This is a genomic window from Janthinobacterium sp. 67 (assembly GCF_002797895.1).
In the GTDB taxonomy this organism is placed as follows: Bacteria; Pseudomonadota; Gammaproteobacteria; order Burkholderiales; family Burkholderiaceae_D; genus Janthinobacterium.
In genome coordinates this window covers 666,133-687,924 of sequence record NZ_PGES01000001.1, presented here as the reverse complement: position 1 = coordinate 687,924, position 21,792 = coordinate 666,133, and the positions used below count along the sequence as shown (strand labels likewise).

The window sequence follows — 21,792 nt, the reverse complement described above, 5'->3', positions numbered from 1 at the left end:
ACAGATAGGCCGCAGCATAAAAGTCTTGCGTGGATGTTCCGTCAAAGAAATGTGGAGATTCGATGGAGACAGCGAAGAATGCTAGACTATTTGCATGAACTATCATCACAGCGCCAGCCAGCCCTCCTTCCTTGCCACCACGCCGCCTTCCGCCCTCGTCCTGATCGCCGAAGATGAACCGCAAATCGCCCGCATCCTCGCCGGCTACCTCGAGCGCGACGGCTACCGCACGGCCTTCGCGCACGATGGCCAGGAAGCGCTGAACCAGCACCTGGCGCTGGCACCGGACCTGCTGCTGCTCGACGTGCAGATGCCCAGGGTCGATGGCTGGGGCGTGCTGGCCGAGGTGCGGCGGCGCGGCGAGACGCCCGTCATCATGCTGACGGCGCGCGACCAGGATGCGGACAAGCTGGCCGCCCTGCGCGTGGGTGCCGACGACTACATCATCAAGCCCTTCAATCCGGCCGAAGTGGTGGCCCGCGTGGCGGCCGTGCTGCGCCGCTCGCGCGTGCGCCACCACCCGGTGGGCGGCCAGCGCCTGCGCTGCGGCCCCATCGAGATCGACCAGGAAACGTATGTGGCCAGCGTGCTGCACGATGGCATGGCCGTGGCGCTCAGCCTGACGTTGACGGAGTTCCGCCTGCTGGCCCACCTGGCGCGCACGCCGCGCCGCGTCTGCAGCCGCCTCGAATTGCTCGAGTCGTGCATGCCCGAGAGCAATTCGATGGAACGCACGGTGGACAGCCACGTCAGCAAGCTGCGCAAGAAGCTGGAAGAAGCGGGCGTGATGAACATGCCGGCCAGCCTGCGCGGCGTGGGCTACCGCCTGGAAAGCGAACTCTGATGCGCTTCACGGGCCTGAACCGGCAAATCATCCTGTCGATGTCCGTGCTGATGGTCAGCAGCATCCTGATCATCTGGATCGGTTCCTGGACCTTCTTTGCCATCGCCTTCAAGATCGATCCCGGCATGCTGTCCGAGCCGGACGACTGGTCGCCCAGCACCGTCGAGTGGCTGTGGATCTTCGCCATCACCATCTTCGGCCTGGGCCTGGCCGCGTTTTTCGCCCTCAAGCTCGCTTCGCGCATCCTCAAGCCGATCAATTCCGTGATGGACAGCGTGCGCCGCGTGGCCCATGGCGACCTGTCTGCGCGCGCCTTCGCCGGCGACCGCAGCCTGGGCGAGACGGCCATGCTGGTCGACGATTTCAACAGCATGGCCGAACGCCTGCAGCGGGCGGCCAAGGAAAGCGAAACGTGGAACGCGGCCATCGCGCACGAACTGCGCACGCCCGTGACCGTCCTGCGCGGCACCTTGCAAGGCGTCGTCGACGGCGTCTTCAAGCCCGAGGAAGTGCCGTTTTCCAGCCTGCTGGCGCAAGTGGAAGACCTAGGCCGCCTGATCGAGGACTTGCGCACCCTGAGCCTGGCCGACAGCGGCCACATGCAGCTGCGCATGGCGTGGACGGACCTGACCCTGGAAATCGAGGAAGTGCGCCGCCTGCTGGCGCCGGACATGGCGGCGGCAGGCTTTACCCTGCAGCTGCACCTGTCCGACCATCCCGTCTGCTGCGACGCGGCGCGCATCCGTCAAATCGTGCTGGCCCTGCTCGACAATGCGCGCCGCTATGCGCATCCGGGCCTGCTGCGTGTGCGCACCCGCGTGCTGGCGGGCCAGTACTACCTGAGCGTCGAGGATGCGGGCCCCGGCATCGCGGAAGACCTGGCGCCGCACGTGTTCGAAGCGTTCCGTCGCGGCGACAGCGACGGCGGCGACCTGAACGCGGGCAGCGGCCTGGGCCTGGCCGTGGTCGAAGCCATCGCCCGTGCCCACGGCGGCAGCGCCGTCTGCACGCGTGGCAAGGCGGGCGGCAGCCTGTTTACCATCAAGTGGCCGGTCGAACATGTGGCGCCGCCGCCCGCCGGCTGAATGACTAGGCCCCCGGCACGCGCAGCATGTCGACAAGGGCGCGCAGGACGGCCGGCATCTGCCGCCGGCCCGGGTAGTACAGGAAATAGCGCGACGGCGGCGGCAGGCAGTTCTCCAGCACGCACACGAGGCGCCCGGCCGCGATATCGGCGCGCGCATCGGCCTCGTACACGTATGCCAGCCCCGCGCCATCGCGCGCCGCGCGCAGCATCAGTTCATCGTCGTCGAACACGAGCGGCCCGCCGACGGCGATGCTGACGGCTTCCCCCGCCTGTTCAAACTCCCACGCGTACTGGCGTCCGCTGGGAAAACGCCGGCCGATGCAGGCGTGGTTCAGCAGCGCGCGCGGCGTGGTCGGCGCGCCATGCGCGGCCAGGTAGGCGGGCGAACCCACCACCACGAACGGCTGCGGCAAGCCCACGGGCACGGCGATCATGTCGGCCGCCACCTGCTCGCCGAAGCGGATGCCCGCGTCAAAACCGTCGCGCACGATGTCGATCATGCCGTCGTCGGTGACCACTTCGACCTGCACGCGCGGATAGCGCGCGACAAAACTGGCCAGCATGGGCGCCAGCAGCAGGCGCGCGGCCGGACGGGGCACGTTCAGGCGCAGCTTGCCTGTGGGTACATCCTGCAAGGCGCTCAGGTCCAGCAAGGCATCATCGATTTCGCGCATGGCCGGCGCCAGCCGCGCCAGCAGCAGCTGTCCCGCCTCCGTCGGCGTGACGCTGCGCGTGGTGCGGTTCAGCAGGCGCACGCCCAGGCGCTCTTCCAGCGCGCGCAGCGCATGGCTGAGGGCGGAGGCGGACACGCCCCGTTCGAGGGCCGCCTTGCGAAAGCTGCGCAGGCGGGCGACGGCCGCAAAGGCCGTCAATTCATTGAGATCAGCCATTATTCATGAGTTTCATTCAGTAATACATGCAGGATAAGGCATCTTATCGCATGCAGTTCCTTCGTCCATACTCCTGGCATCTTTTTTTGAAAAGGAATGACAATGGAACACAGAACACTGGGTAACTCCGGCTTGCGCGTCGCTCCCATCGGCCTGGGCTGCATGGGCATGAGCTTTGCCTACGGCGGCGCGGACGAGGCCACCTCGCTGCGCGTGCTGCACCGCGCCGTGGAACTGGGCGTGACCCTGATCGATACGGCGGAAGTCTACGGCCCCTACGCCAACGAGGAATTAGTAGGCCGCGCCCTGAAGCAGCTGCGCGGCAAGGTCCAGATCGCCACCAAGTTCGGCTTCAAGATATTGCCCCACGGCCAGGGCGTGGAACGCATGGCGGGCGTGGACAGCCATCCCGAACACATTCGCCAGGCGGTGGAAGCGTCGCTGTCCCGGCTGGGAATCGAGTGCATCGACTTGCTGTACCAGCACCGCGTGGATCCCGCCGTGCCCATCGAAGACGTGGTCGGCGCCATGGCCGGTCTGGTGCAGGCGGGCAAGGTGCGCCATCTGGGGCTGTCGGAAGTGTCGGCCGCCACCCTGCGCCGCGCCCACGCCGTGCATCCGATCGCGGCCGTGCAGTCCGAATACTCGCTGTGGAGCCGCGACGTGGAAGCGGAAGTGCTGCCCGCCTGCCGCGCGCTCGGCGTCGGTTTCGTGCCCTACAGCCCGCTGGGCCGGGGATTTCTGACGGGCCAGCTCGCATCCAGCGCCAACCTGGCGCCAGACGACTACCGCCACAGCCTGCCCCGCTTCCAGCCGCCCGCGATGGCGGCCAACGCCCACCTCGTTGCCCAATTGCAGCGCCTGTCGGCCGCGCGCGGCGCCACGGCGGCCCAGCTGGCCCTGGCCTGGCTGCTGGCGCAAGGCGACGACATCGTGCCGATTCCCGGCGCCCGCAGCCTGGCGCACCTGGAAGAGAACGTCTCCGCCACGCAGGTCCTCCTCAACGAGACCGAGCTGGCCGCCATCGGTGCCGCCATCGCGCCCGCTGCCGTGCAGGGCGCGCGCTACCCGGCGGTGGAACTTGCCATGCTTGGCCTGTAGACAACCGTGCATGCGTGCGCTATACCGGTACTTTTTTGTCCAGCGCACTTGAAATGCCCGAATCCGCTATCATTTCCAATCTGAACTATTCATTATGAAAGGGATTTACATGTCCGCACTGCTCGAAACACTGCAATGGCGCTACGCCACCAAGAAGATGGACCCGACGAAAACGGTGCCGCAAGACAAGGTCGAGCGCATCCTGGAAGCCGTGCGCCTGACGGCCAGCTCCAGCGGTCTGCACCCGTACGAAGTGTTCGTGGTGACGAATCCGGCCCTGCGCGAGCAGATCAAGCCGCACGCATGGAACCAGTCGCAAGTGACGGACGCCTCGCATTTGCTGGTGTTTGCCGCCTGGGACAATTACACGGTAGAGCGCATCAACGCACGTTTTGACCTGGTCAACGAAGTGCGCGGTTTCAAGAACGAAGGCTGGGAAGCGTACCGCCAGCAAATCCTGGCCACGTATCCGCAGCGCGATGCGGAAACCAACTACCAGCACGCGGCACGCCAGGCCTACATCGGCGTGGGCACGGCCCTGATCGCCGCGGCGCAGGAAAAAGTCGATTCGACGCCGATGGAAGGTTTTGATCCGGCCAAGGTCGACGAGATCCTGGGCTTGCGCGAAAAAGGCCTGCGCTCCGTCGTCATGCTGCCGCTCGGCTACCGCGCCGACGAAGGCGACTGGCTGGTGGACCTGAAAAAAGTGCGCCCCGCGCGCGAGCAATTCATCACCGAGCTGGCGTAAGCGCTTCGCCTGTGCCTGAAAAGCGGATGCCCTCACCGGCATCCGCTTTTTTCATTGCGGCTCGTCCATGCCCCGTCATATTAGCCCGGCCAAGCAACGCAACCGCTTCGCAGCAAGAACGTCACTGAATATCATTGATGTGAGATTTGGTGAGTAATTGCCTCTTTCCAATGTGTTAATGTGGTTCAATGAATGTTTCTATAGCAAATTAGTTTCAAAATAGACACGAAATTCATCGAATTCATTAACGGGGAAGTACGTGGAACAAGTAGAAGACCAGGCGGAACAACCCGTCAAAGCAACACCTGAGTACGCAATTCGAATCTCCAATGCCAGCAAGCTGAACCTGGCAGACTTTCAGAACTCCATTCCTCTGCTGCGTGAACTGACCATTGTCAATGACGGTAATGGCGAGATCACCGATTTGCGGCTACGCCTAGAATCGTTTCCTCCGTTTTTAAAATCGAAAACCTGGCTGATCGATGCATGCCAGGGAAAGTCCAACTACGACATCAAGGATTGCGATGTGCAACTGGACGGCATAGTACTCGGCAAACTGACCGAGGCCGAGACCTCGACAATTACATTGACATTGCTTGGCAAGACAGACGCGTCCACAGAACGCGTGCTTGCGACAGAGGAGCGCAAGGTAGAGCTGTTGCCGCGCAACCAGTGGGGAGGACTTTCCCACCTGCCCGATCTCGTTGCTGCATTCGTGCAGCCAAATGAGCCGGCAATCGACCGGTTGCTCAAACAAGTCGCCGACGTATTGCGACAGGCGGGGAAAAGCCCCGCGCTGGACGGTTATCAGGGTGGTGCAAAACGTGCATGGGAGCTTACCTCGGCTTTGTGGACAGCCGTGGCAGGACTAGGGTTGGACTACGCTCTTCCACCAGCCAGTTTCGAGCACCGGGGCCAGAAGGTACGCAGTGCGGCACAGGTGATGGACGCCCGCATCGCCACCTGCCTTGACCTGACGCTGATGTTTTGCTCGGCGCTGGAACAGGCGGGCTTGAATCCCATTGTGGTATTCACGAAGGGTCACGCGTTCGCTGGCGTATGGCTACACCAGGAAGAATTTTCCACAGTGGTTATCGATGACGTGACAGCCATCCGCAAACGCATCAGGTTAAAGGAATTAACCCTGTTCGAAACGACACTGATTACCTCGCGGCCGGCGCCATCCTTTACGTATGCCACCGATCTGGCCGCCAGTCAGGTCGCCGAACAGGTCGAAGAGCAATTCGAGTTGGTGGTTGATATCCGGCGTGCCCGCATGCAACGGATCAAACCGCTTGCCAGTGGTGCAAGCCAGGATATCCTCGCCCCCGCCGACAGCGCGATGAAAGCAACCGCCGCCACATTTGACGACGGCGCACCTGATTTGCCAGACTACGGAACGACGAGCGAGGCGCCCGGGTTCGATCCGATGGACAGACTGGCCCGATGGCAACGCAAGCTGCTTGACCTATCGCTGCGTAACAATCTCCTCAATTTCAAGAGCGGCAAGAAGTCTCTCAGAATCGATGCACCGGAACCTGGCATACTGGAAGATGTGCTGTCCGACGGTGCACCGATACGACTGTTGCCAAGACCAGATCTGATGGATGGGCACGACCCACGCAACCAGGCAATACACGAACAGCGCGCACGTGAAGACGTACGTCGCGAGCATGCCCTCGATGCACTGAAACGGCGCGAGGTATTCGTCAGCGTCAACGAGCAGGAGCTGGAAACCCGGCTAGTCGATCTTTACCGTAGTGCCCGCACGGTATTACAGGAAGGCGGAGCCAACACGCTATTTCTGGCACTAGGCTTTTTGAACTGGACGCGCGACGACAAAGTGGGACAGAAGTGTAAAGCGCCGTTGATCCTGATTCCAGTTTCGCTTCAGCGCAAGAGTGCGCGCTCCGGCTTTACCTTGTGCCTGCATGAAGACGAACCACGCTTCAATCCCACGCTGATTGAGATGCTGCGGCAAGACTTCAATCTCAACCTGGGCGTCATGGATGGCAAGTTACCGCAGGATGCCGCAGGACTTGACGTCGCGCTGATATGGCGTACCGTCTCGCATGCCGTGCGGGACATCAAGGGCTGGGAAGTATCAGACGAAGTGGTGCTAGCTTCGTTCTCGTTCGCCAAATACCTGATGTGGGTCGATCTGACGCAACGCACGGATCAGTTGCGTCAGAGTCCGGTCGTGCGCCACCTGATCGACAGTCCGCGCGACCCCTATCCATCCACGGTAGCGTTTCCGCTGGCGAAAGAACTCGATGCGCAATTTTCTCCTGACAAGACTTTCTGTCCACTTCCTGCCGATTCATCGCAACTGTCAGCGGTCATGGCCGGTGCCAAGGGTAAAAATTTTGTACTGATCGGGCCACCAGGAACGGGCAAGAGCCAGACCATTGCCAACCTGATCGCACAGTGCCTGGCCGAAGGAAAGCGGGTGTTGTTTGTGTCGGAGAAGATCGCAGCGCTCGATGTGGTGTATCGGCGCTTGCGCGAGGTGGGCCTGGGCGAATTCTGTCTCGAACTGCACTCGAGCAAGGCACGCAAGCTCGATGTGATCAACCAGCTGCAAAGAGCTTGGGAAGCCCAGGGCGCTGTTGATCCAGAGGAATGGCAAGCGCAGGCAGCCAAATTGAAGCGGCTGCGCGACGAATTGAACCAGTATGTCGCTCGACTGCACCATCGGCATCGTAATGGTCTGACAATTTACAAAGCGATCGGTATCGTGGTCGATGGCGAAGATGTGCCTAAACTCGATCTTTCTTGGAACTCGGCCGATGTACACGACCATACGCAGCTTGACGCCATGCGCGACTTGACTACCCGTCTGGAAGTCAACGCCGGGGCAGTTGGTGCCCAGGAATTACTCAAGGGTCCGCTGATGGTAGTCGGACAAGCGGAGTGGACTCCTTCTTGGCAGCAAGCATTCATCAGTGCTACGAGGACAGTGGTACCGGCAGTTGAAGAGCTACAATTGGCCATCACCAGTTTTGAGAACGCAACCAATCTTGCGGGCTTGCCGACTGGCCGGCGCGCGCGCCTGGCAGTGGCCGATCTAACGCAAGCACTGCCCAATGCCTTTGGCCGTCAATGGGGCTTCGTGTTCCGGTCTGACGCGCGCGAGCTACTAACTCATCTGCGTGATGGATACCAACTACTGCTCCAGCATCGTGATCTGAGTGCGCACATCCATCCTGCATGGACCGAGTCCGTCGTCGCCCGATGCAAAAAAGCACTGGCGCTGCTCGAAGAGCGTGACCGCGTGATGTCGCTGCTGGGCCAACCCTGGTCTGACGATATTCAGGCCGAGTTCGAGAAAGGATTGCAACTGCTCGACATCCTGGCCGCGAGTGTAAGCAACCTGTCCGTGCAGTATGGCGAACAAGTGGACGCACTGAACGTGCACCAACTACAACGTGGCTGGGTGGAAGCAGAACGCAGTGCATGGCCCTTGTCGTGGATGCGCAAGCGCCAGCTCACAAAAGTGCTGACCGAATGCGTGATCGACGATGGCGATGCCGATATCGGCCGTGACCTGCCTTTGCTGGTCCGTATTCGCGAATTGCGGTCCGCAATCGACAAGGTGGAAATAGGTACGGTAAGTGACGGTATTTGGGCGGGTTTGAAGACGCGTCCTGAATTTGTTCAGACAGCGCTACGCTTGCAGCATGTGCTGGGACAAGCACGCCGGCAAGAAGTCTGGAATGATCAGGGATTTGAAATCATCGAGAGCGGACGTTGTGGCAAGTTGCTTGCACTGGAGTTGGAACGTTTGCGGCAACTACGCACGCTCAATAGCGAAATCGCCGATATGCAGTCGCTGTCCGCAGAGACAGGCGGCCTGTGGGATGGCCAGGCGACACGCCCTCATTTGCTGGCAGCGGCCATGCGCTTTGCGATTGCCTTGCGCGCTGTGCAGGACGCCGGCGCGCTGCAAGGCGAGCATGATGAGATCGCGACATCAAGCTGTGGCGCGGGGCTGGCTGCTGACTACCAGCATGTGCGTCAGCGCGCTATCCTTGAAGAAAAGCTGCGCGCCTTTGATTATTTGCGCGCCTCGACCGGCGGTACTTGGGCAGGCCTGCAGACACGCGCCGACGACATCGACTGCGTGGCGACCTTTCATGCAGTACTTACATCGGCAATTGCCAACTTGGCAGAGACAGTCGAAGACGCTGACGTGCTGCGTCAAGCATTTGAACAATTGGTTGTAGAAGGCAACACATTACTAACACCGTCCGGTGTACTGGCCAGCAGCGGCGCACAGTATCGGGCCTCGCTTGAGACCTTGCAGCCCGTGCTCGCCAGTCTTGCCGCCATAGGTACATTCAGCGAAGGCGTAGCCATGCAGTTCAACGAGCTGCCATTGAACGAGCTGATCACCTGCTGCAAGCAAATCGTTGCAGCAGAACCACGCCTGAAGGCATGGTGCGCCTGGCGCAAGGTACGCGCAGAAGCGCTGTCGTTATCGCTGATGCCGCTTGTCAACGCAATGGAGGACGGCACAGTGCAGCCAACAGAAGCGCTGCGCGCCTTTGAAACCAACTATAGCCGCTGGTGGCTCAATCAAGCTGTCGACAACGAGGCCGTCATCCGGAACTTCGTTTCTGTCGAACATGAAAAGCGGGTCGGGGACTTCCGCGCACTTGACAGGCAGTTTACAGATGTCACACGCGCGTGGGTGCGTGCCTCGCTTTGCGCGGGCATGCCGCGCTCCGAGGAAGTAACGCGCCATTCGGAATGGGGCGATCTGCGCCATGAAATCAACAAGAAGAAGCAGCACATGCCGTTGCGCGAGCTGATACAAAAGATTCCCTCTGTGCTGGGCAAGTTGGCGCCATGTCTGTTAATGAGTCCTTTATCGATTGCCCAGTACCTGGCTGCCGATGCCAGTGCATTTGACTTGGTCGTGTTCGACGAAGCATCACAGATTCCGGTATGGGATGCGATAGGTGCCATGGCCAGAGGCAAGCAGGTGGTAATGGTGGGCGATCCTAAGCAGTTGCCGCCGACCTCATTTTTTGACCGCACAGAATCGTCGAACGACGACGGGGATGTCGAAGACGACCTCGAAAGCATCCTTGATGAATGCATGGGCGCGAACCTGCCGACAATGAATCTGGCTTGGCATTATCGTAGCCGCCACGAGTCACTAATCGCGTTTTCAAACCATCGTTACTATGGCGGAGGCCTGGTGACATTCCCATCGCCGGTCGCCGACGACCGTGCCGTCAGCTTCCATCACGTGGCAGGCGTGTATGAGAAAGGTGGTGCGCGCATCAACAAGCGCGAAGCGAAGGAGTTAGTGGCCGATATCGTTGCAAAACTGCGTGCGCCGAACTTCAGGGAATCGAAACTGACGATCGGCGTCGTCACCTTTAATACGGAACAGATGAACCTGATTGAAGATTTGCTTGACGAAGAGCGCCGCAAGGACCCATCTCTGGAACCATATTTTTCGGAGACTGAACTCGAACCGCTGTTTATTAAAAATCTGGAATCGGTGCAAGGTGATGAGCGCGATATCATCTACTTCTCGCTTACCTATGGTCCAGACTTGGCAGGTGCGATATCGATGAACTTCGGTCCGATGAACCGCGATGGCGGCGAGCGCCGACTGAATGTCGCAATCACGCGCGCGCGCCAAGAGTTGCGAGTATTTTCAAGTCTGAAGCCAGAGCAATTCGACCTGTCTCGCACGCAAGCCGCTGGGGTGCGAGACCTCAAGCAATTTCTGGAATTTGCCGAACGTGGCCAGCGTGCGCTGGCAGAGGTGAGCAAAGGTAGCATGGGTGGCTTCGACAGTCCATTTGAAGAAGCGGTGGCCGCAGCACTGGCCTCTCGCGGCTGGCTGGTGCATACTCAAATCGGCGCATCGTCATTTCGTATTGACTTGGGCGTAGTGCATCCAGATGCGCCCGGCATATATCTTTGCGGTGTCGAGTGCGATGGCGCTACTTACCACCGCTCGGCAACGGCGCGTGACCGTGACATGTTACGTGAGCAGGTATTGCGTGGTTTAGGCTGGGAAATCGTGCGCATCTGGTCTACCGACTGGTGGATAGACCGAACCGGTACACTTGAAAAGACGCATGCGGCATTGGAACGCTTGCTTGAGCTCAGCCGGCAACAGCGTAGCAAGTTGGCGGAGCGCGAAGCGGCTGAGGCGGAGGCAAAGGAAATCCTGACCAAAGCGCAAACAGAAACAACGGCGTCCACAGAAATGATAGAACTGACAAGCCCTGTTCTTGATATTCAATATGCCTCACGTGTTGTCGCCAGTCCGGATATTGACTCGACGAACACCACGCGAAATGAAGTGATTGAGCCTGCAACGGTAGACAGCATGAATGCCGACACTTTCTTTGATGCTTCCTACGATGACCAGCTTCGACACATGATTGAGCAAATCGTTGATCTCGATGGACCATCACGCGATACCGTACTGGCGCGTCGCATCGCGCGGGCGCACGGTTGGCAGCGTACCGGCGCACGCATTCAGGAGCGCGTCTCCTCGATAGCGCTTTCGTGCCTGAAATTTACGGAGGAAGATGTCGGCATGTTCTTCTGGGCGCGTGACCGAGAGCCTGAGCGAGCTATCCTATTCAACCACGACGGAAAGGGTGGGCGCAACGTCGACGAAATTTGCATGGCTGAACTCATATCCCTCGCCCAACTGGTCGCCAGAGAAGGCCGGGCTGGCGACGACGCTGTGATGGCAATGGCAAAACGGCTTGGCATGCATCATGTTCGGGCCAGCAGCCGCAAGAGACTGGAGACCGCGCTTGACAATGCTATGAGTTAGAGCAAGCACATCATTTTTAGCATATTGCGTAGTGATGTCATGCTGATCGGCATCCGATTTTTCTTCACTATTCACGCTGCCTGCGGAAAACGCACCGTCACCTGCAATCCCCGCCCCGCCTCCCCATCGGCCAGCGCGATGTCGGCCTGGTGGTGCTCGGCGATGTGGCGCACGATGGACAGGCCCAGGCCGCAGCCCCAGGCGTCGTTGCCGTCGGGGCGGAAGAAGCGGTCGAACAGGCGCGCATGGTGCTGGCGCGGCACGCCGGGGCCGTTGTCGGAGACGCGCAGCAGCGGCCTGCCCTCTTCCACCGCCGCCTGCAAGTCGACCCTGCCTCCCTGCTGCGTGTAGCGCAAGGCATTGTCGATCAGATTATTCAGCAACACTTGCAAGCCGTCGGGATCGGCCTGCACCAGCACCTTCGCCGGCAATGTTTCCACCACGCCCAGGTCGATGTCGCGGCTGTCGGCCAGCGCGCTGTGGTCGGCCACGGCCGCTTCCAGCAACTGGCCCAGGTCCACCGTGTGCAACTGGCTGGCCGTGAGCGCCGTTTCATGGCGCGCCAGGCTCAGCAGTTGGCGCACGAGATGCGTGCTGCGGTCCAGCCGTTCGTGCAGGCGCGCCAGCGCCACGCGGCGCTCTTCCTCGCTGCCGGCCCGCTCGGCCACCTGCAGCTGCAATTTCAGCGCCGTCAGCGGCGAGCGCAATTCATGCGCGGCATCGGCGACAAAGGTGCGCTGCGCCGTCAGCGCCGTCTCGAACTGCCCCATCAGGCTGTTCAACGCCAAGGCCACTGGCCGCAATTCGGGCGGCATGTCGTCGGCCGCCAAGGGCGTGAGCGCATCGGGCGAACGGCCGGCCACGGATTCGGCCAGCCGGTGCAGCGGCGCCAGCGTGCGCCCCACGACGGCGACGATCAGCAGCGCCAGGATCAGCGCGAACACCAGCAGCGGCGCGCCGGCCCGCATGGTCATTTGCCAGGCCAGCTGGTCGCGCACGGCCTGCGCCTGCGCCACCTGCACGTAGCGGCCGCGCCGCGTCTCGCCGTACAGGCGCCAGTCCTCGCCGTGCAACGTGACATCGGCAAAGCCGGCCAGCGCATAGCGCGGCAATGCCGGCTGGCCCTGCAGGACGGGCAATGGTTCCCCGTCCTCGTCCCACGCCTGCAGCACGAACGCTTCTTCCGGCTCCTGTGCGGCGGCCAGGCCCGTCTGCGGCTCGAACTCGTCGGGCAAGGCCACGGCCAGCTGGCGCAGCTGCAAGTCGGCCAGTTCATTGGTTTCTTCCAGCAGCGAGCGGAACAGCGAAATGCCGGCACCGAGCACGCACAGCAAGGTGGCGGCCAGCAAGCCGAGCAGCAATTGGCGGCGGATGGTCAGCATGACGCCAGCCGCATCTTGTAGCCCACGCCGCGCACGGTCTGGATGCAGTCCGCGCCCAGCTTCTTGCGCAACTGGTACACGTAGACGTCGACGGTATTGCTTTCCACTTCGCTATCCCAGCCGTACAGCTTTTCGCTCAGCTGGCGCTTCGACACCACCTTGCCCGGATGGTCGAGCAAGGCGCGCAGCACGGAAAACTCGCGCGGCGGCAGCTTGATCTGCTCGCCTTCGAACGTGACGTCGTGGCTGGCCAAATCGAGTATCAGCGCGCCATGCTCGATGACGGAACGCGTACGGCTGACCCGGCGGCGCAGCAGCGCGCGGATGCGCGCCAGCAGCTCGTCGAGGTCGAAGGGCTTGACCAGGTAATCGTCGGCGCCGCTGTCGAGCCCTTCCACGCGGGCCGGCGTGCCGTCGCGCGCCGTGATGATCAGCACGGGCAGTTCGGCACCCCGCGCGCGCATGGCGCGCAGCACGTCCATGCCCTGCTTGCCGGGCAAGCCCAGGTCCAGCAGCATCAAATCGTAGGCGAACCCGGCCAGCGCCAGCTCCGCATCGTGGCCGTCGCGCACCCAGTCCACGGCATAGCACTCGCCGCGCAAGCCCTCGACCAGGCTTTCTCCGATCATCGGATCGTCTTCCACCAGCAACACGCGCACCCGGGCCCCTGTTTATCTTGAAAATACCGCTATCTTAACGTGGCTGGAAGAAGCTCGCCGGGCGCACCGCAGCGACAGCATGTGTCCGTCGCGACGCGCACGAATTCACGATGCGGTGACTATGTGCGCATTTGGCGCATTTTTTATGCGGTATATTTTCCTTCCCTTCATGCATCTGGAAAGGCGCGCCATGTCCAGTTCCTCCCAAGATACCGTCATCGTCAAGGCGGCGATCTATCCGCCCATCGGCATTGCCCGCGTGGGCAACAGCCCCCACGAATACTTTCTGGGACCGGAGGTGCCGGAACCGGCGGCGCGGCCTGCCGGCTACTACCGCGATGCGTCCGGGGCCATCAAGCGCCAGGCGGCGATCTTTCGCCTCTATGGACTGAATGCGGCCGGCGTGGCAGTGGCCGAATTGAACGCCAGCAATGCCGACATCGAATGGTCCGTCACCCTGGCCAACACCAAGGCGGCGTGGTACCAGTTCCAGATCGCGCTCGATATTCCCGAGGCGCACGTCACCCAGCCCTCGTTCCTGCGCAACATGGCCGTCACCGACCGCGCGCAATTGTCGATCACGCCGGGCGAGCGCAAGATCAACGGCAAGGAACAGCCGGCCGTGACCTTCGACAGCGGCAGCTTCCTGGGCACGCCCGTCTACCTGGGCGAATTGCGCACGGATACCATGGGACGGCTGATCGTGCTGGGCGGCCATGGCAAGTCGGCATCCTGGAATGGCGCGCGCGCCATCACCTTTGCCAACAACGAAGGCTGGTACGACGACACGGCCGACGGCCCCGTCTGCGCCACCGTGCACTACCAGGGCAAGGCCCTGCCCGTCGACATGGCCTGGGTGGTCGTCGCACCACCCGACTACGCGCCGCAGCAAAAATCGGTGCGCACCATGTGGGACTTGATGCGCGACTTGTTTGTTTCGGAAGGGAAACTTGCAGCACCTGCCATTCCCTCGTTCCAGGACGATATCCGCCCCATATTCGAGCGCCTGTCCAATCTGCAATGGGTCAATGCGGGCTTCGCTGCCGCCTTCGGCTGGGACGGCAGCACGCCGTTCAGCCGCGACGAGTGGATGGCCCGCCTGGCCAGCCCGTCGGCAAGCCGCAGGGAGTGGCGCAACGTCATCTATAACCAGTTCCGCCAGTTCGAGCGCGACGCCTGGGCGCCATCGCCATGGCCGTGGCTGTATGGCGACGCGATGGCCATCCCGCCGGCAGACACGCCGCGCCAGAACTGCACGCTGAGCAATCTGCAATTGCGCTTCCTCAAGCAATGGGCGGACGGCAAGTTCACGGACGACTATGCGCCCGGCAAGGTGCCGCCGCAAAGCCTGGCCGACGTGGACGTGGCCCAGCAACCGGACACCCTGCTGCGCGCGGCCATGGAATTCTGCCTGGCCGATGCCTTCCACCCCGGCTGCGAAATGACCTGGCCCATGCGCCAGGCCAGCATGTACAGCGCGCCTTTCCGCCTGGCGCACCGGCCGCCGGGCTGGGTGGAGCCCGACTACGGCGCCGTCCTGACGCCGGACAATATCGGCAGCCCCTGCTCGGCGCAGATCGCCGGCGGCGTGACGCGCTGGATGGCCGTGCCATGGCAGACGGACACGGCCAGCTGCCGCTCCGGCTACCAGTCCGACTACGATCCCTACGTGCCCACGTTCTGGCCCGCGCGCGTGCCCAACCAGGTGATGAGCAAGCTGGCCTACGACGCGGTGATGAACCGCGAAGTGCCCATCGATGACCGCCTGGCCGCCTTTGCCCGGCGCGCCGCGTGGATACGCCCGCTGGGCAACATCAGCTATGAAGAGCAGATCAACAACATGATCGCCGACCTGGCGCAGGTGGGCGTGGTCGAGGTGCGCCCCGGCCCCACGGACGTGGCCGGCTTCCCCGCCTTCCTGCAGGTGGAAAACCTGCCGCCGCCGGTAGCCGGCAAGCACCAGCTGCGCGCGGCGGCGGCCATACCGGACGAGTTCGTCGACGTCGACCTGGAGGGCACGGAAAAAGCGCGCCATCTGCAGCGGCACCGCCTGTGACCGTGCTGCAGGCCGACGTGCTCATCGTCGGCGCCGGTCCGGCCGGCGCCACGGCCGCGCTGAACCTGGCGGGGCGGCACCGGGTCTTGCTGGTCGACCGGCTGGACGCGCCGCTGGCGCGCATCGGCGAGTCGCTGCCGCCGGCCGCCGCGCGCCTGCTGCGGGACATGGGCTTGCTCGACGCCTTCCTGCGCCAGGGCCATGCGCCCTACCACGGCAACCGTGCGTGGTGGAACGGTGCCTGGACGCAACACCACTTCCTCAGCGATCCCGATGGCCACGGCTGGCACTTGGCGCGCGGCACCTTCGACCGGTGGCTGCGCGACGAAGCGCGCCGGCGCGGCGCCGCCCTGCTGACCTCGGCCACAGTCGCGGGCATCGCGCAGGAAGATGGCGGCTGGAAAGTACGGCTGCGGACGCAGCATGGCCCCTGCGACGCGGCCGCGCGCATCGTCATCGACGCCACGGGACGCAGCGCCCGGCTGGCCCGCGGAATCGGGGCACGGCGCCAGCGCGGCGACCGGCTGGTCTCGGTATGGCAATACGGGCTTGACCGCACGCCCTCCGCGCGGGGCTTGGCCCACATCGAAGCTTGCGAAGACGGCTGGTGGTACAGCGCGCCCCTGCCCGGCCAGCGCCGCGTGCTGGCTCTGCATACGGATGGGGACTTGCTCGCCAACGACGCCTTGCGCGACGCCGGCTGGCTGGAAGCGGCGGCGCGCCTGCTCCCCGCCACGGGGGAATTGCTGGAGCGGCAAGGCTATGCGGCCGATACACAAGCCATGGCCACGCCCGCCCATACGGCCAGCCTGGACGCCGGTGCGGGCCCAGGCTGGTTCGCCGTCGGCGACGCGGCCCTGAGCTTCGATCCACTGTCGTCGCAAGGCATCTTCAACGCCCTGTACACGGGCCTGGCCGCGGCCGAGGCTGCCGACCGCACGCTGCAGGGAGAGCTGCAAGCCTGTCAACACTACAATGGGGAATTGGCGGCCATCGGCGCCGCATACGAGCGCCACCTGGCCTACTGCTACGGCCAGGAAACGCGCTGGCCGTCGGCGCCGTTCTGGAGCCGGCGCCGGCCAGGCGACAGGCCCTGAACAGTGCAGGGCCTGGTATTACAGTTACTGCGCCAGGTAGCGTTCCGAACGGGGACCATACAGCAGGCCGTTCGGCACGCCAGCCGACAGCAGCCGCGCATTCGCCGTGCCAGCCAGCGGATGGCTGGCATCGGTGCTGGTATTGATGATCTGCTTGACGGCCGCCGTCACCAGGGCGCCGATCAGGCCGCCGCCGCTATTATTGTTGCCTTCATTGCTCGATGCGCTGGCCGCGCCCTGCCACAGCAAGGTACCCGTCTTCAGGTCGACCAGCTTGGCATCGACCGACACCACCGTCACGCTGTCGATCACGGCGTACGTCGTGCCGTACTTGGAGATCGTCACGTACAGGCCCGCATCGGCGCCAAAGATCTCGTTGAGCTTCTTGGCATCGACGCCGTGGATATCGGCGGCGTTCGTCAAGCCGTTCTGCTTGAAGGTTTCACCGACCACGGCCACCGGCAGCACGTAGTAACCCGCTTCGGCCAGCGGATACGTTACTTGCGCGTAGACGCTGTTGCCGGCATTGACTTCCGGCGAATTGTTCAACGGCGGCAAGACCACGATCGAGCGGGGCTTGGCTGCCTTGAAGGCGGTGTAATCGTATGCCGCCTGCTTGGTGGCGCAACCGACCATGAAGATGGCGGGACCCAGGCACAGGGCCATTTTCAACATGCGCGACATCATAATTTCTCGCCTTTCTTCAATTTACCCAACAGGAAGTCCATGTACGGCGTCGATTCCGGGAAGAGTTTCTTCTCGTCTTCGAATTGCGCGGCAACCTGCTCCGGCTTGCCCGCGATCGAGTACAGCATGCCCAGGTGGGCATGGAAGCCCGGCGGCGCATGATTGCCTTTCGCGGCGATCATTTGCAGGTCTTTTTCCATGGCGGCCATCTGCTGCTCGGGGCTTTCACCCTTCAGGTACTCATACACTTGCGGCTGGTAGCCTTCCCACTGGTACAGGGTCTTCGATTGCGTGGCGCAACCGGTCAGGGCGGCACAGGCGAGCATGGCCAGCAGGGCCGCGCCCTTGTTCATCATTGTTTTCATGGGATACCTTATTGTTTGCGCAATGCGCCCGCTTCGACGCCAGCCACCAGGCGCTCGACCGCTTCGCGCATGGCCAGGTCCAGGACTTTGCCGTTGAGGGTGGCGTCATAGCTGGCGGTGCCGCCAAAACCCAGCACTTCACGGTTCGACAGGCTGTATTCGCCGGCGCCGCCGGCCGAGAACACGACTTCGGACGTGGCGATATTGACGACGTTCAAGGTGACCTTGGCATACGCCACTTGCGTCTTGCCGCGGCCCATGATGCCGAACAATTGCTTGTCGCCCACTTCCTTGCGGCCGAATTCGGTCACGTCGCCCGTGACGACAAAGTCCGCGCCCTTGATGTTCTGGCCTTGCTTCTTGAAGTCGGCTTCCTGCTTGAGCTCGGCCATGTTGTCGCGGTCGAGGACGTTGAAACGGTTGGACGTCTGCAGGTGCGCAATCAAAATCGTTTTCGACTGGCTGCCCAGGCGGTCGACGCCATCGGAAAAGATGCCGCGCATGAAGTTGGAGCGGTTGTCGAACTTGCCGACAGCGATCAGGGTGCGGGGACCGACGTAAGGACGGGCCGCGCTGGCGACTGTGGGAACAGCCAGGGCTTGGGACGATTCGGAAGCGCAGCCAGCCAACGCCGCGCCAATCAGCGCTGCGATCAACAACGCGCCAGGTTTATTCTTGTTCATAGTGCCCTTTAGATATGGAGGATCAGGAATAAGCCGCAAAATTGAATTTTGGCAAGTTAATTTCCTGATTGCAATTATATGAGATTGCAAGTCTCACAATTCTCTCCAAAAGTAACGATGGCGAAGATTGCATTGTTGTCCGCCACATACAGACGCGACCCTGCTTGACTTCCCCGTTCCGATTCATTAACTTAGCAGTAAAAAAGCGTGTCGTCCGCGCCACTTCCACCGCACGCTATCCCCTACCTGGATGGGTCTCAGGCCATGCCGATACACGATCATTCCCCGTCCCATCCGCTGGCCACGGCGCTGGCCCTGTCGCTGGGCGCCGCCGTCGCCCTGGGCCTGTCGCGCTTTTCCTATGGCTTGCTGCTGCCGCCCATGCGTGCCGACCTGGGCTGGTCCTACCTGCTGGCCGGGGCCATGAACACATTCAATGCGCTCGGCTATTTTCTAGGCGCCCTGGCCACGCCGGCGCTGATGCGCCGCCTGGGCGTGTGGCGCTTGCTCATCATCGGTTCCGTGCTGGCCAGCATCTTCATGCTGATGTCGGGCCTCGTCAGCGACACGGCCACCCTGTTCCTGCAGCGCGTATGCGCGGGCGTCGCCAGCGCCTTCATTTTCATCGCCGGCGGCGTGCTGGCGGCGCGGCTCGGTTCCATGCACAGCCAGCGCGCCGGCTTCTACATCGGCCTGTACTACGGCGGCACGGGCTTCGGCATCGCGCTGTCGGCCCTGCTGGTGCCGGCCGCATTGGCCGCCGCGCAAGACCATGGCGCCGCGCACGCCTGGCAATGGCCGTGGCTGGCACTGGGACTCGCCTGCCTGCTCGCCACCGCCATCATGGCACTGCCGGCCAAGGCAATCGGCGAAGCGCCGCGCGCTCTCGACACGCCGCGGCGCTTCGCCTGGCGCGACTTTGCCCCCAGCCTGGCCGGCTACTTCATGTTTGGCGTCGGCTACATCGGCTACATGACCTTCGTCATCGCTCTGCTCAAGCAGCAAGGGATGAGCGCCACCCTGATCACCGTGTTCTACACCTTGTTGGGGTTGGCGGTGGTGGCGTCGTCGCGCATCTGGGCGCACATGCTGGACCGCTACAAGGGCGGCGAATCGCTGGCGATCCTGAACGGCGTGCTGGGCACGGTCACCGTCCTGCCCGCGCTGACGAGCTTTGCGCCCGTCGTGTTCCTTTCAGGACTCGTGTTCGGCGCCGTGTTCCTGTCGGTGGTGGCGTCGACCACGGCCCTCGTGCGGCATAACCTGCCGCAACAATCCTGGACGGCCGGCATCAGCGCCTACACGACGGTATTCGCGCTGGGCCAGATCGCCGGCCCCATCGCGGTCGGCTGGATCGCCGACGGCCCCGCCGGACTGGAGCGGGGCTTGATCGCGTCGGCCATCGCCCTGTTCATCGGCGCCGCATTGGCTTCGCGGCAGAAGGCGCTGGCGGCGGGCGTGTGAACGGCGTCTTCAGTTGCCGCCCTTATTGCGGTTTGGCATACCTTGCGACGCCAGTGACATCGAACAGGACACAACGCTGGTTGCCAACCACCCAGGCATCGTGCCCCGGCGGCATATAGAAGACGTCACCCGGTCCATATTCCATTTCAGCGCCATCATTCATCCGTACCACCATCCGCCCCTCGAGAACCATGCCGGTATGCGCTGCCTGGCACGAATCGGTTCCCACAATCGGTTTGACATGCAGGCTCCAGCGCCAGCCAGGCTCAAATTCACCGCGCCCCATCGTCTGTTCGCCTAGCGTAAAGACAGCCATCCGGCCGGCGCCATCCTTGAATGGGCGCACTTCATCCGGCTTGTCGATGGATTTCTTTTCTAAGATCGCACTCATGACTCGTCCCCCCTTTTGATTTTCTGGAAGTATTCAATTTCCGAATCGGAATAACTGACATGATATAAAAATCACATCATTTTCCAATATAGTTTAATAAAGGAAATTTACAAGCAGAGCACCCGCCGCATTTGTCTCTCACGAGGAGCGGGACTCGTACAATTGACACTTCCCGGCCAATACCGCAATATCCATTTAACCTTCGCAGAAAGAACACGATGAACACCGACGCACGAAAACTCCCGCCAGCGATGGATGCCGAAACCCTGGAATTCATCCAGGGCCTGTTTGCCCTCGTGCGCGAAGGCGACACGCAGCAGCTGGGCGCCATGCTTGCCCAGGGCGTGCCGGTCAATTTCCGCAACGAAAAGGGCGACAGCCTGATCATGCTGGCCAGCTACCATGGCCACGTAGAAACATCGCGCCTGCTGCTCGAAGCGGGCGCCGACGCCAACGTCCCCAACGACCAGGGCCAGACGCCGCTGGCCGGCGTAGCCTACAAGGGTTACCAGGACATCGCCGAACTGCTGCTCCAGCACGGCGCGCATGTGGAAGGCGCCAGCCCGGATGGCAAGACCCCCTTGATGATGGCCGCCATGTTCAACCGCCTCGCCATCCTCGACCTGCTGCTGCAACACGGCGCCCGCATCGATGCCGTGGACAGCCGCGGCATGAACGCCGTCAAGCTGGCCACGAGCATGAATGCGCAGGAGACCCTGGCTCGGCTGGTCAGCCTGGGGCAGATGGCTTAGGCTTCGTGCCCAGGCTGGCAACCCGGCATTATTGCCGTTGCATGGCCGTGATCGGACTTGCAGCGTGGCGGTGCATGCCGCTACACTGCGGCGCAAGGAGCAGCATGCAATGTCCCCCTATAAACTGCTCATACGCGCAACGCTTTCCCTGAACATATTGTCCTCATATTCCAATTGCATGGGAAATATTCCAGTTGCAACCGTGACCGTGAAATCGCAGCTCGTCCACGCGGGTTGATTCTGGCTGACCATCAATCGCCGATTCGAGCTCAGCAATTCATGCATCTTCATCTCCTCATCCCTGGTGAAAATTGACCTTCCTTGACACCATGGTGTGAATACGACTCCTGCTGACCGACATCACCTTCCGGCGACAGCGCCGCGATCAGCAAAATGGTCTTGACCTGGCTTGGCCAGGATAGGCCTGGCGCGATATTGTCCATGCAAGAAGCAGGCGTGCAGCGCGCCCAAGTCTTCATCGCAGAGCGTGGCATCTCCAATGAATTCGGACAACCTCCGGATACCGACCACGGTGGCCGGCTGCGCCCGTCGACCATGAATTCCCTGGCCGTGCGGCTATGCGAACGTGCCGTCAGCCATGCCGTGAAAACGATGTACGGCGCCACCATTACCACGATGATGGCCATATCCACGTGTACGAGCGTACTCATGCCGCAATTACTGGGCCACACCGCAGGCATAGTCCCCGTCGCTTCCGGCACCTAGGCCGGGGCCCACGCGGTCAGCTGGAATGCCACATTGCCTGGCC

17 protein-coding genes are annotated in these 21,792 nt (G+C 62.3%); 9 read left to right on the top strand and 8 right to left on the bottom strand.

The window, feature by feature from the left end; all coding sequences use genetic code 11:
• The first annotated feature begins 94 nt into the window (after nt 1–94).
• Both CLU90_RS03090 and CLU90_RS03085 read left to right on the top strand, forming a co-directional pair.
• A complete protein-coding gene (locus CLU90_RS03090; RefSeq protein WP_100427141.1) occupies nt 95–844 on the top strand; it encodes a response regulator in 750 nt (249 codons plus the stop codon).
• Entirely contained in the window at nt 844–1,929 is a 1,086-nt protein-coding gene (locus CLU90_RS03085) for an ATP-binding protein (protein ID WP_092719359.1), read from the top strand. The genes CLU90_RS03090 and CLU90_RS03085 overlap by 1 nt, the downstream gene beginning before the upstream one ends.
• Nucleotides 1,930–1,933: 4 nt before the next feature.
• Here CLU90_RS03085 and CLU90_RS03080 read toward each other — a convergent pair whose 3' ends face one another.
• Complete coding sequence (locus CLU90_RS03080; RefSeq protein WP_100427140.1) at nt 1,934–2,821, bottom strand: LysR family transcriptional regulator; 888 nt, start codon at nt 2,819–2,821, stop codon at nt 1,934–1,936.
• Nucleotides 2,822–2,923: 102 nt separating this feature from the next.
• On the opposite strand from CLU90_RS03080, the gene CLU90_RS03075 reads away from it, so the two are divergent.
• The 3 genes from CLU90_RS03075 (at nt 2,924) to CLU90_RS03065 (ending at nt 11,487) form a co-directional block, all read left to right on the top strand.
• The gene (locus CLU90_RS03075; protein ID WP_100427139.1) at nt 2,924–3,922 is read left to right on the top strand and encodes an aldo/keto reductase; all 999 of its coding nucleotides are present in this window, start codon (nt 2,924–2,926) and stop codon (nt 3,920–3,922) included.
• A 109-nt stretch (nt 3,923–4,031) separates the two neighbouring features.
• Entirely contained in the window at nt 4,032–4,670 is a 639-nt protein-coding gene (locus tag CLU90_RS03070) for an NAD(P)H-dependent oxidoreductase (protein WP_092719352.1), read from the top strand.
• A gap of 259 nt (nt 4,671–4,929) precedes the next feature.
• Nucleotides 4,930–11,487 carry a DUF3320 domain-containing protein gene (locus CLU90_RS03065; RefSeq protein WP_198511133.1) on the top strand — a complete coding sequence of 2,186 codons (6,558 nt, stop codon included), beginning with the start codon at nt 4,930–4,932 and terminating at the stop codon, nt 11,485–11,487.
• 71 nt (nt 11,488–11,558) lie between these two features.
• On the opposite strand, the gene CLU90_RS03060 is transcribed toward CLU90_RS03065, so the two are convergent.
• Together CLU90_RS03060 and CLU90_RS03055 are read right to left on the bottom strand one after the other, a co-directional pair.
• Entirely contained in the window at nt 11,559–12,869 is a 1,311-nt protein-coding gene (locus CLU90_RS03060) for an ATP-binding protein (protein WP_100427138.1), read from the bottom strand.
• The gene (locus CLU90_RS03055; RefSeq protein ID WP_092719347.1) at nt 12,863–13,528 is read right to left on the bottom strand and encodes a response regulator transcription factor; all 666 of its coding nucleotides are present in this window, start codon (nt 13,526–13,528) and stop codon (nt 12,863–12,865) included. Before CLU90_RS03055 ends, CLU90_RS03060 begins: the two co-directional genes overlap by 7 nt.
• Before the next feature lie 190 nt (nt 13,529–13,718).
• Between CLU90_RS03055 and CLU90_RS03050 the strand changes: the two genes are divergently transcribed.
• Both CLU90_RS03050 and CLU90_RS03045 read left to right on the top strand, forming a co-directional pair.
• Nucleotides 13,719–15,584, top strand: a complete 1,866-nt coding sequence (locus CLU90_RS03050) for a LodA/GoxA family CTQ-dependent oxidase (protein ID WP_157808718.1) — start codon at nt 13,719–13,721, stop codon at nt 15,582–15,584.
• Nucleotides 15,581–16,681, top strand: a complete 1,101-nt coding sequence (locus tag CLU90_RS03045) for a tryptophan 7-halogenase (protein ID WP_100427136.1) — start codon at nt 15,581–15,583, stop codon at nt 16,679–16,681. The genes CLU90_RS03050 and CLU90_RS03045 overlap by 4 nt, the downstream gene beginning before the upstream one ends.
• 24 nt (nt 16,682–16,705) lie before the next feature.
• On the opposite strand, the gene CLU90_RS03040 is transcribed toward CLU90_RS03045, so the two are convergent.
• Genes CLU90_RS03040 through CLU90_RS03030 form a run of 3 tightly spaced genes read right to left on the bottom strand, consistent with a single transcriptional unit; the run spans nt 16,706 to nt 18,416 of the window.
• Nucleotides 16,706–17,368: a DUF799 domain-containing protein gene (locus CLU90_RS03040; RefSeq protein WP_092719338.1), complete on the bottom strand. Its 663-nt coding sequence runs from the start codon at nt 17,366–17,368 to the stop codon at nt 16,706–16,708.
• Nucleotides 17,365–17,724 (bottom strand): DUF4810 domain-containing protein, encoded by a 360-nt coding sequence (locus tag CLU90_RS03035; protein WP_198511281.1) that lies wholly within the window; start codon nt 17,722–17,724, stop codon nt 17,365–17,367. The genes CLU90_RS03040 and CLU90_RS03035 overlap by 4 nt, the downstream gene beginning before the upstream one ends.
• A gap of 17 nt (nt 17,725–17,741) precedes the next feature.
• Nucleotides 17,742–18,416, bottom strand: coding sequence for a CsgG/HfaB family protein (locus CLU90_RS03030; RefSeq protein WP_046684981.1), 675 nt, complete (start codon nt 18,414–18,416; stop codon nt 17,742–17,744).
• Between the two features lie 264 nt (nt 18,417–18,680).
• Here CLU90_RS03030 and CLU90_RS03025 point away from each other — a divergent pair, with 264 nt between their 5' ends.
• The gene (locus CLU90_RS03025) at nt 18,681–19,880 is read left to right on the top strand and encodes a YbfB/YjiJ family MFS transporter (RefSeq protein WP_100427135.1); all 1,200 of its coding nucleotides are present in this window, start codon (nt 18,681–18,683) and stop codon (nt 19,878–19,880) included.
• Between the two features lie 22 nt (nt 19,881–19,902).
• Here the strand turns inward: CLU90_RS03025 and CLU90_RS03020 are convergent, their stop codons facing one another.
• Nucleotides 19,903–20,271 carry a cupin domain-containing protein gene (locus CLU90_RS03020; protein ID WP_092719330.1) on the bottom strand — a complete coding sequence of 123 codons (369 nt, stop codon included), beginning with the start codon at nt 20,269–20,271 and terminating at the stop codon, nt 19,903–19,905.
• A gap of 218 nt (nt 20,272–20,489) precedes the next feature.
• On the opposite strand from CLU90_RS03020, the gene CLU90_RS03015 reads away from it, so the two are divergent.
• Nucleotides 20,490–21,023: an ankyrin repeat domain-containing protein gene (locus tag CLU90_RS03015; RefSeq protein WP_092719328.1), complete on the top strand. Its 534-nt coding sequence runs from the start codon at nt 20,490–20,492 to the stop codon at nt 21,021–21,023.
• A gap of 287 nt (nt 21,024–21,310) precedes the next feature.
• Here CLU90_RS03015 and CLU90_RS29625 read toward each other — a convergent pair whose 3' ends face one another.
• A complete protein-coding gene (locus CLU90_RS29625) occupies nt 21,311–21,694 on the bottom strand; it encodes a hypothetical protein (RefSeq protein WP_139178504.1) in 384 nt (127 codons plus the stop codon).
• Nucleotides 21,695–21,792: the final 98 nt, after the last annotated feature.

Bases quoted from the DNA above. Each gene is read 5' to 3' on its own strand.
- CLU90_RS03090 (WP_100427141.1), top strand. From the start codon at position 95: ATGAACTATCATCACAGCGCCAGCCAGCCCTCCTTCCTTGCCACCACG.
- CLU90_RS03085 (WP_092719359.1), top strand. From the start codon at position 844: ATGCGCTTCACGGGCCTGAACCGGCAAATCATCCTGTCGATGTCCGTG.
- CLU90_RS03080 (WP_100427140.1), bottom strand. From the start codon at position 2,821: ATGGCTGATCTCAATGAATTGACGGCCTTTGCGGCCGTCGCCCGCCTG.
- CLU90_RS03075 (WP_100427139.1), top strand. From the start codon at position 2,924: ATGGAACACAGAACACTGGGTAACTCCGGCTTGCGCGTCGCTCCCATC.
- CLU90_RS03070 (WP_092719352.1), top strand. From the start codon at position 4,032: ATGTCCGCACTGCTCGAAACACTGCAATGGCGCTACGCCACCAAGAAG.
- CLU90_RS03060 (WP_100427138.1), bottom strand. From the start codon at position 12,869: ATGCTGACCATCCGCCGCCAATTGCTGCTCGGCTTGCTGGCCGCCACC.
- CLU90_RS03050 (WP_157808718.1), top strand. From the start codon at position 13,719: ATGTCCAGTTCCTCCCAAGATACCGTCATCGTCAAGGCGGCGATCTAT.
- CLU90_RS03040 (WP_092719338.1), bottom strand. From the start codon at position 17,368: ATGATGTCGCGCATGTTGAAAATGGCCCTGTGCCTGGGTCCCGCCATC.
- CLU90_RS03035 (WP_198511281.1), bottom strand. From the start codon at position 17,724: ATGATGAACAAGGGCGCGGCCCTGCTGGCCATGCTCGCCTGTGCCGCC.
- CLU90_RS03030 (WP_046684981.1), bottom strand. From the start codon at position 18,416: ATGAACAAGAATAAACCTGGCGCGTTGTTGATCGCAGCGCTGATTGGC.
- CLU90_RS03025 (WP_100427135.1), top strand. From the start codon at position 18,681: ATGCCGATACACGATCATTCCCCGTCCCATCCGCTGGCCACGGCGCTG.
- CLU90_RS03020 (WP_092719330.1), bottom strand. From the start codon at position 20,271: ATGAGTGCGATCTTAGAAAAGAAATCCATCGACAAGCCGGATGAAGTG.
- CLU90_RS03015 (WP_092719328.1), top strand. From the start codon at position 20,490: ATGAACACCGACGCACGAAAACTCCCGCCAGCGATGGATGCCGAAACC.
- CLU90_RS29625 (WP_139178504.1), bottom strand. From the start codon at position 21,694: ATGAGTACGCTCGTACACGTGGATATGGCCATCATCGTGGTAATGGTG.